Annotated in this window: 15 protein-coding genes; 10 read left to right on the top strand and 5 right to left on the bottom strand. The window is 43.9% G+C overall.

The window, feature by feature from the left end; translation table 11 throughout:
- From NWE91_08435 to NWE91_08415, 5 genes are all read left to right on the top strand, one after another.
- Positions 1-913, top strand: a 913-nt coding sequence (locus tag NWE91_08435; GenBank protein MCW3986414.1) for an alkaline phosphatase family protein, incomplete at its 5' end; no start/stop codon positions are given.
- The gene (gene cysC, locus NWE91_08430; GenBank protein MCW3986413.1) at positions 914-1459 is read left to right on the top strand and encodes an adenylyl-sulfate kinase; all 546 of its coding nucleotides are present in this window, start codon (positions 914-916) and stop codon (positions 1457-1459) included.
- A gap of 24 nt (positions 1460-1483) precedes the next feature.
- Positions 1484-2683, top strand: coding sequence for a DHHA1 domain-containing protein (locus NWE91_08425; GenBank protein ID MCW3986412.1), 1200 nt, complete (start codon positions 1484-1486; stop codon positions 2681-2683).
- A gap of 263 nt (positions 2684-2946) precedes the next feature.
- Positions 2947-3612: a metal-dependent hydrolase gene (locus NWE91_08420; GenBank protein ID MCW3986411.1), complete on the top strand. Its 666-nt coding sequence runs from the start codon at positions 2947-2949 to the stop codon at positions 3610-3612.
- Positions 3613-3705: 93 nt separating this feature from the next.
- Entirely contained in the window at positions 3706-4218 is a 513-nt protein-coding gene (locus NWE91_08415; protein MCW3986410.1) for a hypothetical protein, read from the top strand.
- A 326-nt stretch (positions 4219-4544) separates the two neighbouring features.
- On the opposite strand, the gene NWE91_08410 is transcribed toward NWE91_08415, so the two are convergent.
- Positions 4545-4994 carry a hypothetical protein gene (locus NWE91_08410; protein ID MCW3986409.1) on the bottom strand — a complete coding sequence of 150 codons (450 nt, stop codon included), beginning with the start codon at positions 4992-4994 and terminating at the stop codon, positions 4545-4547.
- A 295-nt stretch (positions 4995-5289) separates the two neighbouring features.
- Here NWE91_08410 and NWE91_08405 point away from each other — a divergent pair, with 295 nt between their 5' ends.
- The 4 genes from NWE91_08405 (at position 5290) to NWE91_08390 (ending at position 8412) form a co-directional block, all read left to right on the top strand.
- Positions 5290-5637, top strand: a complete 348-nt coding sequence (locus tag NWE91_08405; GenBank protein MCW3986408.1) for a winged helix-turn-helix domain-containing protein — start codon at positions 5290-5292, stop codon at positions 5635-5637.
- A gap of 304 nt (positions 5638-5941) precedes the next feature.
- The gene (locus tag NWE91_08400; protein ID MCW3986407.1) at positions 5942-7360 is read left to right on the top strand and encodes a glycosyltransferase family 2 protein; all 1419 of its coding nucleotides are present in this window, start codon (positions 5942-5944) and stop codon (positions 7358-7360) included.
- Positions 7361-7584: 224 nt separating this feature from the next.
- Positions 7585-7947, top strand: coding sequence for a hypothetical protein (locus NWE91_08395; GenBank protein MCW3986406.1), 363 nt, complete (start codon positions 7585-7587; stop codon positions 7945-7947).
- A gap of 54 nt (positions 7948-8001) precedes the next feature.
- A complete protein-coding gene (locus tag NWE91_08390; GenBank protein ID MCW3986405.1) occupies positions 8002-8412 on the top strand; it encodes a CTP-dependent riboflavin kinase in 411 nt (136 codons plus the stop codon).
- Here the strand turns inward: NWE91_08390 and NWE91_08385 are convergent.
- The 3 genes from NWE91_08385 to NWE91_08375 form a co-directional block, all read right to left on the bottom strand.
- On the bottom strand, positions 8402-9901 hold the full coding sequence (locus NWE91_08385; protein MCW3986404.1) for a CoA-binding protein: 1500 nt from the start codon (positions 9899-9901) through the stop codon (positions 8402-8404). The two genes, NWE91_08390 and NWE91_08385, sit on opposite strands and share 11 nt — an antisense overlap.
- A 118-nt stretch (positions 9902-10019) precedes the next feature.
- Positions 10020-10874 carry a coenzyme F420-0:L-glutamate ligase gene (locus tag NWE91_08380; protein ID MCW3986403.1) on the bottom strand — a complete coding sequence of 285 codons (855 nt, stop codon included), beginning with the start codon at positions 10872-10874 and terminating at the stop codon, positions 10020-10022.
- Positions 10875-10898: 24 nt separating this feature from the next.
- A complete protein-coding gene (locus tag NWE91_08375) occupies positions 10899-12011 on the bottom strand; it encodes a PfkB family carbohydrate kinase (protein ID MCW3986402.1) in 1113 nt (370 codons plus the stop codon).
- 912 nt (positions 12012-12923) lie between these two features.
- On the opposite strand from NWE91_08375, the gene NWE91_08370 reads away from it, so the two are divergent.
- A complete protein-coding gene (locus tag NWE91_08370; GenBank protein ID MCW3986401.1) occupies positions 12924-13406 on the top strand; it encodes a hypothetical protein in 483 nt (160 codons plus the stop codon).
- A 43-nt stretch (positions 13407-13449) separates the two neighbouring features.
- Here the strand turns inward: NWE91_08370 and NWE91_08365 are convergent, their stop codons facing one another.
- Positions 13450-15660, bottom strand: a complete 2211-nt coding sequence (locus NWE91_08365) for an elongation factor EF-2 (GenBank protein MCW3986400.1) — start codon at positions 15658-15660, stop codon at positions 13450-13452.
- Positions 15661-15740: the final 80 nt, after the last annotated feature.

Below are 15740 nucleotides of genomic sequence, written 5' to 3'. Positions count from 1 at the left end.
TAGAACAGATGACAAAGACAAGATGATAAAGCAGCTTCACGAAATGACAAAGCAACACTTCACAGTTCTGAGATATCTCGCTAAAACCAAGCCTTGGCATTTCTTCATGTTCGTTGAAATAGGCGTAGACAGAGTGCATCATGCATTCTGGAAATTCTTTGACAAGGAACACCATCTTTACAAACCTAACAACAAATACGAGCACGTCATTCTGGACTACTACAAGCTCATCGACAGCGAAATTGGCAAACTACTAAAACTTACAGACGATAACACCTCGGTGATTACAGTATCAGACCACGGCGCCAAACGAATGAAAGGAGCCTTCTGCGTCAACCAGTGGCTAATTGAAAAAGAATATCTAAAACTCAAGAAAACACCGCCAAGAGGAACTTCGCTTGCAAAAACAGAAGTTGACTGGCCCAAAACCCAAGCTTGGGGATGGGGCGGCTACCACGCAAGAATGTTCTTTAACATCAAAGGAAGAGACCCCCAAGGAGTCATAGAGCCTAAGAACTACGAGAAATTTAGAGACCAAATAACAGACGACTTGAAAACCATTCGAGGGCCAAAAGGCGAAAAATGGGACACAAAAGTGTACACTCCTGAGGAAATCTATCCAAACGGCATAGGCGACTATCCAGACCTTACAGTCTACTTTGACGACTTGAGCTGGCGTTCAGCAGGAACTTTAGGCTATGATTCATATTATCTACCTCAAAACGACAAAGGCCCTGATGATGCTGTGCACTCCCACTATGGAGCCTTCCTGTATTACGATCCCAAACGAAAAATGGGAGGCACAAAAATAAAAGACATAAACCTGTTGGATTTTGCTCCAACCGTGCTTAAAATCATGGGAATTCCAGTTCCCGAAGACATGGAAGGAAAAATCGTTGAAGAGGTGACGTAAATGAACCAAGAAGATCAAGGATTTGTAGTTTGGCTGACAGGCTTGCCTGGTTCGGGGAAGACAACGATTGCTCAAAAACTACATGGTGAATTGAAAGAAAGGAATCTTAAGGTGGAGCTGTTTGACGGCGACGAAGTGAGAAGAAACCTTAGCAAAGGACTTGGTTTTAGCAAGGAAGACAGAGACACACACAACAAAAGAATAATCTACGTCTGCAGACTCCTAACACGAAACGGCGTAAACGCCATCGTTTCTCTGATCTCGCCCTACAGAAGCACTAGAGCCTACGCAAGAGAAAACCTACCCAAATTTGTCGAAGTTTACCTAAGCTGCTCCATCAAAGAATGCATTAGACGAGATCCGAAAGGGCTTTACAAGAAAGCCCTCGCTGGAGAGATAACTAACATGACGGGGATTCAAGACCCCTATGAAGAGCCTTCGAACCCTGAAGTGCTGCTGGACACCGAACACGATTCCTCACAAAACAACGCAGCAAAAGTCATTGGAAAGCTTGTGAAACTCGGTTACATTAAATCTAAGTCTTAATAACTACTTCCCAGACAACCACTGTTGATTCTGCCCCTAGCAACTGGCGACAATTTGAAGTTGACCCCTTTGGAAAACTGGCTAAAAATCATCAAACAGTCAGAGACAATATTATCCCCTATTTTCACAGAAAACTCTGCCTTCTTACTCTTTCACGACGACGCGGACGGTTGCTGCGCCACTGCAACCCTCCTTAATCTGGTTTCCAAGCAAACCACACATGGATTTCTCAATTTCGCCTCGCCAGAGAAGCATTCAGTTGAGCTAACACCGAGACTTCTTAAGAAACTACAAGAAGAAAAACCAAAATTTATAGTCTCAGTTGATCTCGCGCTTACAAATTCCATAGAGAAAATTAAGAACATTCTAAGCTTTCTTGGCGCACGTATGTTGATATATGACCATCATATTCAATCAAAATCTCTCAGGTGGCCTGAAAGATGCGTCCACATAAACCCGTTGAACTTTAATCTTAGAAACATCCCCGCATCATGCTATTCCTACGTCCTATACAAGCATTACACAAAGGAAGATGATACGTGTTGGGTAGGTGCTGTAGGCGCAGTTGCAGATTATCGAGCTAAAGAATGCAGAGACTTGCTAGAAGAAGTGAGACACCGTTATCCTTCTCTTTATCCTTTCAAAACCATCGACCAGCCAACCGCGCTTCGCTCTCCCCTAATGATTATGGCACATCTTGTAAACGCTGGCTATCAACACTCAGACTATTCTGGTGCAAGAGTGGCGGTTGAAGCTTTGAACGAAGCGTTGCAATTGGACGACCCTACAGCGTTGCTGGAAGGCAAAACGAAAAAAGCCAGACTCCTCCACAGGTTTAGGAGAGAAGTTGACGAAGAATTAAGAAAATATCTGGAACAGTTTGACTCTGAAGCCGAGTTTCATCTAGATACCCGAGTAGTATTTTACTCGCTAAAACCCAAATTCAACATTACCAGCCAAATAGCCACGCAGCTACAGCACAGCAACCCAAACACGATAATCGCCGTAATGTCCCCTGAAACTCAGAAAACGCTAAAGGTGTCTTTGCGAAGGGGAAGCAAAACAAAAACCGACCTCGCCACTTTAGCTGAAGCAACTGTCGCAGGCTTGGTTCAAGCGTCTGGAGGAGGCCACCAAGACGCTGCCGGTTGCATTCTACGAAACGAAGACGTTAACCTTTGGAAGGAGAACACGCTACAGCATCTTCGCAGAGCATTATCATGAGAAAACCGCCCTTCGCAACGGACAACGAGAGCCTTCCTAGCACTTTCTCCCAAAAACATCAAGTATGCGAATCAAACTAATATGTTTGCTTACATCTAAAGCTGAAACAAGTCCTCCTAACGCACACCAAATCATTCACTTTGTTTCCGAGAAAACACAGCAACGACGAAAATGACTAAACAATCCCACTTTTTTCTGTCCAAACAATCTCTGTTAAGAACAAAGAATATCTATATGATAGCATTGTTGATTCGGGGAACAACATGTTTGCTGTAGGCCACCTATCACTAGGCTACTTATTCGCCAAGGCGTCAGCGAAGCTTCTCAAACAAAAAATCAATCTACCACTAATATTTCTACTCTCGTTGATACCCGACGTAGACATACTAATCCCCGGCGTGGAACACCGAACCATAACCCACTCAATCATAACTACAACAGCAATATTCATCCCACTCTTCATCCGATACAGAAGCAAAGCAATACCCTATTTCGCCGCATTGGCGCAACACAGCTTAATCGGTGACTTCATAACAGGCGGTGCACAAGCACAAGGAGCCCAACTTCTCTGGCCCATAACGTCAACATGGTACGGCCTATCAATCTCCATACTTAGCCAAACCAACATCATCCTAGAATGGAGCAGCTTCCTAGTCGCAGTGGCAATAATGCTCAAAACAAAAGACATGCAAAAGCTACTCAAAGGCACGCTGTCACACCTGTCTCTTTCTGTGCCCACCTTAACAGTTTTACTCCCATCATTTCTCCACTTTCCCCTTTCAGTTCCTCTAGAGCTTTTAATTCCACATCTCGCATACCTTATTCTTTTCGCACTATCTATACTAACAGTTTTCAAATCGACTCAAAGAAAACCATTTTCGACACGTACAACCTCGCAAAATTCGAATCTTTGTTACCAGTCGAACTAAACAAATAGAAAACTAGAATACATTTTCTAGTACAACATAACAGAAACCTTTAAACTTCTACCTCCCAAATAAGAAGCCAGAAAGGGTGAACATATGCAAAAGAGCAGGCACATTCTAACGACCATAGCATTCGCTGTAGTAATAATTCTATCTCTAGCACAACAAACGTATGCAATAAACGTATACGTCGCAAAAGAAGACGGCACCACAGCAAGCACCTTTGAAATGGGTGAAAAAGTAAGAATAATCACTTATTCAACAAAAACCCCATTCGACATCACCGTTATAGACCCCGAAGGCAAGACTCGCTACAAAGAAACTTCCTACACCCGTAATTATGATAAAATATTAAACGGAATCACAGACAAGGCTGGACTCTGGGAAGTAATAATCACTGAACAAACAGGAGATACAATACCTAGAACAACCTCTATTGACCCAACCTCTACTCACTATACCACTACTCTCAACAATGTGGTCCCCGAGGTTCCCCTAGGAACAATAACAATCCTCATAGCATTTCTTGCAGCCTTCGGAATAATAGCATTCCGAAAAAAAGTTACTCCAACGCGCACAAAACGCAAAAACCACACCACACAAAAATAAACTATTCCAAATATCTCAGCATCATTTGCTTGCGAATACAAACACTTTCAGACCCGAGTTTCAGAATCGCACCCGCAGCACACACGAACGCAGATAAAACTTTTTGGACACTAAATCTTAGACAACCTCACAATGTCCTTTAATCGATCAAAATGCTTATCAAAAGAATAGATCTCCTTCAGCCCATAACTTTTCATAAACAACAAGGCGCGCGCGCCGCATTCGTATTTTTCCCTTATGAAAACTTACAACATTCTGAAAGGTTTCTCTGTCACCAATAAAAAGGGAAAACATGGGTTTAAAGAACATGGGAGATTTTGAATGTGTTATTCGGTGCCTGTTATGGTTATGTCGAAGCTGAAGCTGCTAATCTCACTGATGTTTGATGCTACTGATAGGGTTAAGACCGTTTCCAGAACCGAATTGGCATTAACTTGGCTGCCTTCGCTGTCCCAACTCAACGTCATGTATGTGGAAGCTGAAGAAGGGATCCAGTTGTCGGTTGTCATGTTCAACGTCATAGGGACTGTGCCTTCATTTTGAATATAGATGGTGACGTTTTGGCTTGCGCCAGGCTCCATATAGCCCCAGTCAATTGTTAATATTTCGTTTATGCACGCGTTTTCCCAGTAGACACCTACCCCTACGGAGTTGACGTTGCCTTGGTTGTTGATTGTTTGGCTTCCGAAGAGTAATCCGGAAGTTATGACTACTGCTGCAACTGCCATAGTTATGACTGTTAGGAGGATTATTGTGGAGAATCTTTGGTTGAGCATTTTCTCGACCCAGAGCGTATGATATCTGAAGTCTTAATAAACATTCTCGTAGAAACGTCGCACACAAATACACCCACAACACCATCCAAACGTCAAAAAACGACGCCTCACCTTCCCAAATTAACCAAACTGTTCTACTCAACAAGAAAACTTTCAAGACCCTTTCACAAACGTCAAGCCAAATGTGCGCACGAAAATATGTCGCCCCACGGAATATAGAATCTTACGAAACACCCCTTTTAACCCGCCTCACCCGTGAATGTTATAGACGATATTTCTAGACAAGGTGTACAGATTGATAAACTGGAACAACCCGCACAAACGCAGAGACCGCTTATTTATCATTGCAGAAATGCTCGACATCGCCAAAAACGGAGCATTAAAAACTCAAATCATGTACAAAGCCAACCTAAGTTTTGCCCAATTGAACACGTACCTCAAATTGCTGTTGGAAACACAGCTACTTGAAATCATAAACAGAAAAGGAAAGAACATTTACAAGACAACAAAGAAAGGCTGTGAATACATGCAAAGCTACAAAGAAATCATTGAAACCTTAAGCAACAATACTAACAACACTAACAACAATAACTCCCCCCGCATTAAAGGCGGACCAACAATATACTGGATAAAAAAACCTTAACACCATGGCTCACCTAGCGTACCCTTTCATAAATTCTCAGTCTGAAATGCCAAAAAAGAAAAAACAGTCAAGATTATGACTAATGCCGCGCCCACCAACAGCAGAAACAACTTAGATCCGCGCATTCTCAAGCAGAGAATAATAACAGGGTTACTCGTCCACAGGCAAGCATCGCAAGCTGTCTCTTAAGATGGCACGCACGTCATTTATGGGCTAGTGTCATGTTTTCCTGTTGGAATATTATATTTTGAGGAATAGGACTTATTTTACGTTCAAGCTGTAGTGTTTTGTTGAAGGGAGAAAGGTGGCGGTTTCAAAGCCAAAAACCAATCGTCTCTATTATCTACTATTGGTGCTGCCTTTCATCTTCGCGTTCGTTTCCTGGTGGGGCTTCCCCGTCTTGGCTCAATGGTTATCAATGACAGTGTTCGGATACGAGCCTTTGCTTCAGCCCGCAGGTTGGCTATGGTATGCTGCTGTTATGCTGTATTATTCGTGGTTTACCTTTTTAGGTATCGGAGTTGGAGGCTTGTTAGCGGTTGGTGCCTGGATGTCACGGCGTCACGCGAAGCGACATAGGGTGGGGTTTTATCCTATGGTATCGTTTGTGGTGCCGGCTTTCAATGAGGAGAAAAAGTTGCCACGGTGCATTGACAGCTTGTTCCGGTGTACAATTGAGTATCCTGGACCTGTAGAGGTTATTGTCATAGATGACGGGAGTATTGATGCTAGTTATGAGGTGGCGTTTGCAAGTTTACAGTTGAACATGCGGCGGCATCCGAAGGTTAAGGGGCGAGTTGTGCGGCATATGGCGAATTTAGGGAAGATTGAGGCTTTGCGAACAGGCGTGAATCGTGCTTTGGGCCAGGTTGTGGCGGTTGTGGATGCAGATTCTTGGTGGCATAAGGACGCGCTGCGAGGTCTAGTGGAATACATGCTTAGAAATGGAAAGGTAGCGGTGACTGGTTATGTTCATCCCAGCGACGGCGAGGCCGAGGATAATCCGCTTGTGGTTTTGCAGCAGCTAGAATATAGTCAAGGGCTAAGCGTTTTTCGGTGTGCACAGGCTTTGGGAAACGCTGTTTTAGTAGTTCCCGGAGCGATTGGGCTATTTAAGGCGGGTGTGCTTAGGGACATTTTGAATAGTAGAAGGTTGAAATCGGTCACCGAGGATTCTGAGATTACGTTGGAGCTGCAAAAGCGCGGTTACGGAGTGGGATATTTGAATGCAGCGCGGTGTGGAACTATTGCACCCAGAGATCTTGATAGCTTTTGGAGTCAGCGGCTTCGATGGTTCGTTGGCTGGCTCCACAACGTGTTAGGGGTTCATCGAGATATTTTGCTAGAGAGACGTTGGCTAAGTTTGCTGCTATGGTATTGTCTGGTTGTAGAGTATTTTGGGGCCTTCGTGGAGTTCGCCGCAGTCATCAGTTTCCCGTTTTTGTTCTGGTTTGCACCCGACAGGATTCTGTTTGTGCTCAACCTACTGTGGTTCGGCGGTTATGCATTACTCGTAGGCATGATGGCTCAGGCGGTTGCGCTACGGTTTGCGTATGGAGAGTATAATCACAAGTGGCTGTTGTATTATACACCGTTTTATTCGATTTTGTGGTTCGTCAACTTGTGGGCGCGGATGTTTAGCGTGGTGAAGTATGCCTCTGGGTATAGAGGGAACTGGCACACAACAAAACGGAGAACAACCAAACAGCTAACCCGCCATTAAAGCTTTCAGTCTTCAACAGCATACATCATTGCAGATAAAGTCGCGTGCTCATCCAATCGTTTTGAACTCTCGTTGCATGATAAATTATGTTATGCCACGATTCCGCTCAGCTGGTTACACGCTCCAACCAGAAACCACTAAAAGCACAAATACAAACCTAAAATAAGCGAAGAGAATAAAAATGAAGCCGCAGTAAATAAGGAAGACACGGAGAAAACAACAAAATGAACCAACTCACAATAAAATACGAACCCTTCAAAGAAATCATAGTCATTGAACGCACCCAATTCCCAACACCAGACGATCTGGCACGATTCACAAGCATCATCGCTGGAGGAAAAACAGCAGGCATATACTGGGCCCGAGGTATAGCTTTCATCTACTTCCCCCTGTCCATAAACACCGAAGCAGCCGCAAAAGAACTCATAGAAAAAAGAAGAATCTACTGGGCCTTCCTAAGCTACACTCCCATGCCAACCTATAAACCCATAATCGAAACAAAAGAAAAAATCATCGTCCCAGTCATCGACATGTCAACCAACCCCTTGTTCCAAAAAGTAACTGAATGGCTAAAAACCCAGAAATAACCGAAAGCAGACCAACAAGCTGGCAATTAGGTCTTCCACATCGAAGGTCAACAGATGAACACAGTCACAATAAAAGGAAACGTATTCAGCGGCGAAGGAACTGGAAGCCAATTTGTCAGAATTCCCTGGGCAACAAGGCAAATCAAAGAAAAACTAAGCTTTACCCCTTACTTTGGAACATTAAACATTCACCTTCCAAAAAGAGAAACAAAAAAACTAGAAAAAATCTTAAAAGAGTCTAAAGGCATCAAAATCACCCCAGCAGAGGGTTTCTCTCAAGCCCAATGCTTCAATGTATTGATAATGAACAAAATCAAAGGAGCCATTGTCCTCCCCGAAAAAACAAACCATCCACCCAATGTCCTAGAAATCATTGCACCAGTTCATCTACGCAAAACACTGTCGCTAAAGGACAGCGACGAAGTCAAACTAACAATATACTTAGACACCAACATCAAAAGCTAACGCCATGTCTCTTCGCATAGATCTCCAAATAATCATTAAAGCAATCTATTTTCCTCAAATATTTACCGTAATACACCAACGCAGTCATCGCTCGCGCCGCGTCTTCCGGTGTAGAGTAAGCAGGAATTCCCAGCTTTTCAAATCTTGAACGGATAAACAACGCCATCTCTGTCTCTCCAATGTCACAGGCAACAACAGGCTTTGTATAACTCTTCGCCAAATTCGCTATTCGGTCCACAAAATCTTCCTGCAAAGCGGGAGTATGATGCAGACCCAACACAATTAAACCGTCAACTTCAGGTGCATCTAACAAAATCCTTGCTGAGAGCTCAAACATCTCAGAAGTTGCAGAACCCGTAATATCAACCGGATTCAAGGTGGTAGCAAACTTGGGCAGCCCTCCCTCCCTTTTCAACTTTTCAAACTTTTCAAGAACCTCATCAGAGAACGTTTCAACCGTTAAACCCCGTAACTCACACTCATCAACAGCCATCACACTTGGCCCTCCCGCATCAGTAAGAATTCCAATGCTATTTCCAGCAGCCGGCGGCTGAAAAGTAAAAGCTTTGCCAACATCAAAAAATTCTTCCATATCCTTAACGCGAATGACACCCACTTTAGCAAAAGCCGCATCATAGATTTTGTCCGACCCTGCAATGGCTCCTGTATGAGAAGCAGCAGCTCTAGCACCAGCCTTAGTTCTCCCGCTCTTTAAGGCAACTATTGGCTTTCTTTTTGTAACTTTCTCCGCAGCCTTCATGAATTCCCTACCAGCTTCTATAGCTTCAGCATAAAGAAGTATCACCCACGTTTCGTCGTCATGAAGAAAGTATTCAAGCATCTCAGCCTCAGCTACATCACATTTATTTCCGAAACTCACGAACTTGCTTACACCCATCTGCATTCCACTCAAGTAATCAAGTGCAGCAACGCCAAAAGCGCCACTTTGAGTAATCATTGCAAGATGTCCCGCCATAGGGCGAGGGGTTGCAACGAATTCGTCCCCAGTTGTTAGCACTTTTGTTTCTGGCAAGAACAACATGTCGACTCCAGTGCTTATGTCGTAGACGCCAAGGCAGTTAGGTCCTAAAATTCGAATGTTAGCTTCTTTTGCAACTGAAACCACAGCGTTTTCAAGTTCAGTCTTTCCAATTTCGCTGAATCCAGCGGTAATTATCACTGCGACTTTGACGCCTTTTGCAGCAGCATCTTTCATAACGCTGAGAACACCCACAGCAGGCACAACAATTACAACAAGCTCGATTCCCCCACGTATTTTGGCTAGTGAAGGATAAGTTTTGTATCCCAGAATGTGGGTTTCATGGCGGTTGACTGGATATAACTCTCCCTTGAATACACCTCTTCTCTTGTTTTCAGCGAAGTTCTTGAAAATTACATGCCCTGCCTTGTAGATTTTTTTGGAGGCGCCAACTACTGCAACTGATTTCGGGTTGAAAAACGTGCCCATCTGCTTAATTATTGAACTCATCTTAGTTTCTCCAGTTTTGAGTCAGCAATACTTCAAGTAACTTATCTCACTATATGGGCTTTACGATGCGCACGCTTAGTCACTTACCTTCACTGGACTACTAGGAAAAAACACAAAACTAGACACGCACAAAATGTATCGATCTAACCACAACAATAGGCCTGTGTTCTGTTTCTTCCAGCATTTTCCAAGAAACACCTGTTAAAGAAACGTTGAAAGTTTCAGCCATGCTCCAAATTGTCCTTCCCGCGCCAAAACCTCGAGCACGATCGGCCAACTCTGCAACCTCTAAAGCCTCTTCGATACCCATACTTATGCCAGCAAGAGCCAACGGAGTAGATCTTCTCTTTAAGTTCAAGACCCGCGCGACGATATAGCTAAGAAAACCTCCTACAGACAGTATTCCCTTAATCGGCTTAGGTCTGGGAGTAAAATGAAAGTTTCTCCAAGAATACGTTTTATCAGTATCAACAATCATGACACCTACATTTTTATCAAGCTCTGCTTCTATGCTACAACGAATTCTTTCTGTTACACGATAACTGTTATTCAGGAGCAAACTAACATACGAGTATGGAAGATTGCTGCCATCAATTCCGCCTTCAGAGCTATGCATTAACGCTTGCAAAAAGCCGCAATATTGCAGCGCTACTTGTTTATGAGCACTACCTTCTTGGATAGGATAATTTCTAAAGTGAAGAATTGCTCTCTTTCGCAAGTGGCAGAGTGGCCCAAGAACATATGCCCAAACATATCGCATCCAATATTTAGCTAGAAAACATGCTGTCAAGCTTGGCTTCACTACACTCTCATCTACAATGTTACCAATTGCTGTCGAAATCGCCTTTTCAGAAACTACTACAATGTCACCATCCTGGACCTTGCCTTTCAAAGCTGCAACCATTTTGGAAATATAGTCCACATTAGGTTTCCAGTACTGTGTCTTGACGGCTAAGGCTTTGTAGCGCTTCACAGTTAATCACAGCACAGATGACCGCTATCGATTACTTTGGCTAAGTGTTCTTTGAAGGAAATTGCGGAGGTGCGACACCTGCGGGTGTTCACCGGTTGGGCCGCTAATGTAATAAGCTGCAACAGCATTTGCAAACATAAGTCTCAGGTCAACTGGAAAATCGTTTGCGTCTGCATATATATTGCCTGCATTCCAAGCGTCACCTGAGCCTGTTGCCCGCAAAGCCTTAACATTGAAAGCAGGAATGACGGTGCTCTCATTTTTTGTAAAAGTAGCGGAATAGGTTGTGGCGTGGAGATCTATACGGCTGGTAAATCTTTGAGCTAGAATCTTCGCGCATTCTTTCGCAAGAGCCGACATGGACTTACATTGTTCTTGAAGTTTGGCCAATCGTTTAGGTGCTACATACTCAGCAAAGGTAATGACTTCATTTTCGTTTACGCTCAAGATATCTACCAAATCGCTGCGAAGCAAAACTTTCTCGACCAGTTCAGGTATTTTTGGTTTATTCGGAAGCGGGTCGGCAGTGTCATAGTAAGTTTTGCCTCTGCCCTCAGTTTTAACATGGTGAAACACTGTCTCTGCAAGTGCTGTTCCGTGTCTTCGAGTACCAGCCCAGTTGAAAACACAAACATAATCAGTCTTCTCTAAGAGAGAAAAATCTTTTTTTATGAGGTTATTTGGACCGAATTTTTCTAAAGATCCGAGATCACGCAGCATTACATTTTTCTTCTCTCTGCCTTGTGTAAATTCCAAGGCTGTTGTAATAGAAACGGTGCCATTTACCTTAACGTACGAAAGATCAATGTCTAATTGTTGAAGGCCTAGCTTGAGTAGGCTAAGCCCAAGCTTACTTGTGTGGACAATGGGAAACACGTTCATGCCTAGAGAAGCCAGCGCCTCCGCAGTGTTAACAGCGTTACCTCCCCTAGTCTCCATTTGCGCCACATTATCTATACTCCCCCCCTTACGGTTCACAACTTCAGATATACTTTTTGAAAAATGTCTCGCGTTTCCATTCCATGAGATGAAACGATCCAAAAAGAAGTCAGGCATCAAAACTACATTGAATGTTTCTGGTTTGAACCTGCTTAGATGGCTCAGCAGTCGCTCTACATTTTGAGAAAAAGCTTTCAAGGACAAAGCTCCCTTAGAATGCATAAAATCCTTTCTGATAGATAACTTTTACATTTTTGTAAGCGAAAGAAGTCTACTATAGTGTTAAATTTGGGAAATATGTCCAAAGTATCTATGACAGTTGAAGAACTTTCATTGATTGAATTAGAATTCGTTGGTGATTGCAACGACGAGTTTAGCAGAATTATAAAGAAATATCTAGTCACGAGTTCACATCCTCCCCAGTGAATATGTTACTTAGTCTCTCTTTCATTGTTACCCTCTTCTCAAAGCCCGCGTGAGTTCGGCGCGCATATTTACGCAAGAATGAACCTTAGCTCTAACGCTATGTTGAGTTTCATGCACACATGCCAAAAAAAAAGCATCGAGTGGTTTGAACCATTTCAGAAGCCTTATTACAAAATCTAGAGAGACCCTAGGCGTCTTACACGCAGACCTATTTCTCCTCTTTTCCATAATACAGAGCAGAGCTCGTGCGAAGCAACCTCGTTAATAGTTAAATGTTTCGACGCCATCCTTTGATGTAGCCACCTATGTTAATCACACCTTTCGATCCCTGGAAATCAAAACTATGCACCTCCCCCAAAAAGCTGACTATGAATCCATATACAGGGTGTTCTCATCGATGTGTATACTGTTACGTCAGTTCTTACATTCCAGATTTTTTTCGCTGTAGACCAAAGAAAAACCTGATTCCAAGACTCAAAAAAAGAAGCTACTAAACTAAACGGCGAACTTATCTCCATCGCCAATTCTAGCGACCCCTACCCGCCTTTAGAAGAAACTTTAGGCTTAACTAGAGAATGTCTACAGATTCTTTTAAGACACAACTGCAAGCTTCAGCTGGTTACAAAATCCACTCTTGTAATAAGAGATATCAACCTACTAAAAAGAACTCCAAGCATGGTCTCCATGAGCATCACCACAGAAGACGACGAAATCGCGAAATCTCTCGAACCTTCTGCCGCATCCCCTTCAAAACGACTAAAAGCGTCAGAAAAACTGGTTCAAGAAGGTATCCCAGTATCCGTTCGCATTGACCCCATAATTCCTTTCCTCAACGATGGCCCTGCAATACTTGTCAGAAAGCTGGCTTCAATCGGAATTTCTCACGTCACTTGCAGTACGTACAAAGTCAGGTATGACAACTGGAAGAGGTTTATTCAAGCTTTTCCTACGCAAGCCGAATCATTACAGCCTTTATACTTTGAGGAAGGAGAACGAATAGGGCGAGGCTTCTATCTTCCACGAAGAATGAGATTGGAAATCGTGAAGAAAGTTAAGGAGCTTGTTGAAGACGAGGGAATGAAGTTCTCTAGTTGCAGAGAAGGTTTCCCGCAACTTAACTCAGCGGCTTGTGACGGGTCATGGCTAATACCTTCGCTGGATACATAACCTGCAACAGGAATGCCGTTGAAAACCACTGAAAGCTGAGTTCTTAGGCTTGGTCAATGAACCGACTGGCACTGGGCACGTCTGGCGACAAACCTCTCCTTTCTCTAATCGTCTTAATAACCTCCGCGGTTACATTCTCCGGTGCCTTCTCCCAATGATCAAAAGCAGTCTGCCAAAAAGCATGCCCTGAAGTAGCCGACCTCATTTCAGCAGACAATCCGAAAGTTTCAGCGACAGGAATAAACCCTGTAATCATCGTTAAATGACCTTTCTGCTCAGAGGCAATGATACGTCCTCTCTTTCTAGTGATCAAACCAGAAACTTCACCAACCCATTGAGCTGCTACAGACACGCCGATCTTGTAGACGGGCTCAATAATGACAGGGTTCGAAGACAAGAATGAGCCAAGAATTCCACGTCGAGCAGCTGGCATAATTTGCGCCGGGCCTCTATGCACAGGGTCCTCATGCAACGAGGCATCCATTAGCTTCACTTTCAATCCTCGAATGGGCTCTTCACACAGCGGCCCATTTTGGCAGGCCCACGTGAAACCTGAAATTAGCATGTCCCGAACTTCCCGCAGATACTGTACGCCTTTTGTCAAGTCAACCAGAATATTTCTATGCTGTTCAAGTGCCCATATGTTTCTTGCCTGTTCAGTGGGCCAGCCTGCTTCTTTCAAAACAGTGCCCATTTTTTTTCGCCCCATCTCCTCTGTTAAGTCACCCTTCTCAATCAACTGAATAATATTCTTTTCAAGCGGCTCCAGTTGTATCCAGAACTTATTATGTTTGTTCGGACTTTTTGCCATGACCACTACGCCTGGCGACAGAGTTGATTCTCTGTAGACCACTAGTGGTTTGGACGTAATTATTTCGAGGTCCCCACCCGCGAATTCTCTGAGAAACTTTACTGCGATTTCTAGGTGAAGCTCGCCCATCCCACTTAGCAGGTATTCGCCGGTTTCCTTGTTTATGCTTGTTACCAAGTTGGGGTCTTCAATGGCTAAGCGGTGCATGACATCGATAAGACGAGGTAAATCCCTAGGGTGTTTGGGTTCAATGGCTATTGTGATGACTGGCTCGGAGACGTATTTTATGCGCTCGAAAGGAACCATCCCATCTTTACTATTGACGCTTACCAGAGTTTCACCTGCTCTTGCCTGATCAAGGCCAAGAACCGCAGCTATGTTGCCTGCATCTATCTGACCAACAACCTCTCTGAAGGCACCCATGTACATGGAAACTTGTTGTACGCGGTAGTCTCTTTTAGCGCCTACAAGGTATACTTGTTCTCCTTCCCTCACAACTCCGGAGAATATGCGTCCCGTGGCTACTAGTCCGGCATGGGGGTCCATCTGTGCTAATGTAATGCACATCACTGTTGGACCTTTAGAGTCAACGTTCATCATGGCTTTTCCTAGTTCAGAGTCAATGTCGCCTTTCCAGACTTTTGGAATTCGGTATCTTTGAGCTTCTATGGGGTTTGGCAGATGCTTGACGACCATTGTGAGGATAGCCTTGAAAAGGGGTAGTTCTTGGACTAGCTCCTCGACTTTCTCGTTCTTGTAAGCATTTATTATGTCGTTGAACTTGATGTCTTTTTCTTTAGCGATGTCGACGGTAAAACCCCAGCGGTGGAGAGCTGAACCGAAAGCAACTGTACCTTTTGCGGCGTCAACTTTCCAGTTTTCTTTTTGTTCAGCCTCGCCATATAGGGCGATAAGGTTGTTGAAGTCACGTATTATGCGAGCGAGTTTTGTTTGGATTTCATCTGGACCTAGTTTGAGCTCTTTGATTAGGCGGTCGACTTTGTTTATGAATAATACGGGTTTTACGCGTTCGTTAAGGGCTTGGCGAGTGACCGTTTCGGTTTGAACCATGACTTCTTCAACTGCGTCCACGACCACTACCACTCCGTCTATGGCGCGCAGGGCACGTGTAACTTTCCCTGTAAAATCTACGTGGCCTGGAGTATCAATGAGGTTAATTAGGTAGAGGGTGCCTTTTTCCTTGTGGAGAAGGCTGATGTTGGCGGTTTTTATTGTAATTCCTCGTTTTTGCTCTTCCTCAAGGTAGTCTAGGGCTCGGGCCACACCTGCGATTTTGGGGCTTAGGAGGCCCGCTTCAGTGAGAAGGCTGTCTGTCATAGTTGTTTTGCCATGATCTATATGGGCGATTATTCCGACGTCCCGTATGTTCTCTTTTTTATCCATGAGCTTTAGGATATCTGCAATTTGTTTGAATCTTGGCATGCTTGTGAATCCCTTTTGAATTATGAGCTTAAAGGCTTGTAAGGATTGTCTCCTATTAACTTTACTGAGCACAACTAGAC

Source organism: Candidatus Bathyarchaeota archaeon (genome assembly GCA_026014805.1).
In the GTDB taxonomy this organism is placed as follows: domain Archaea; phylum Thermoproteota; class Bathyarchaeia; order Bathyarchaeales; family SOJC01; genus JAGLZW01.
Note: the sequence above shows the minus strand (reverse complement) of the source record. Positions and strands in the feature narration are given on the sequence as shown.

Coding starts and splice junctions, on each gene's coding strand:
- cysC (MCW3986413.1), top strand. CDS start 914: ATGAACCAAGAAGATCAAGGATTTGTAGTTTGGCTGACAGGCTTGCCT.
- NWE91_08420 (MCW3986411.1), top strand. CDS start 2,947: ATGTTTGCTGTAGGCCACCTATCACTAGGCTACTTATTCGCCAAGGCG.
- NWE91_08415 (MCW3986410.1), top strand. CDS start 3,706: ATGCAAAAGAGCAGGCACATTCTAACGACCATAGCATTCGCTGTAGTA.
- NWE91_08410 (MCW3986409.1), bottom strand. CDS start 4,994: ATGCTCAACCAAAGATTCTCCACAATAATCCTCCTAACAGTCATAACT.
- NWE91_08395 (MCW3986406.1), top strand. CDS start 7,585: ATGAACCAACTCACAATAAAATACGAACCCTTCAAAGAAATCATAGTC.
- NWE91_08390 (MCW3986405.1), top strand. CDS start 8,002: ATGAACACAGTCACAATAAAAGGAAACGTATTCAGCGGCGAAGGAACT.
- NWE91_08385 (MCW3986404.1), bottom strand. CDS start 9,901: ATGAGTTCAATAATTAAGCAGATGGGCACGTTTTTCAACCCGAAATCA.
- NWE91_08370 (MCW3986401.1), top strand. CDS start 12,924: ATGAGCATCACCACAGAAGACGACGAAATCGCGAAATCTCTCGAACCT.
- NWE91_08365 (MCW3986400.1), bottom strand. CDS start 15,660: ATGCCAAGATTCAAACAAATTGCAGATATCCTAAAGCTCATGGATAAA.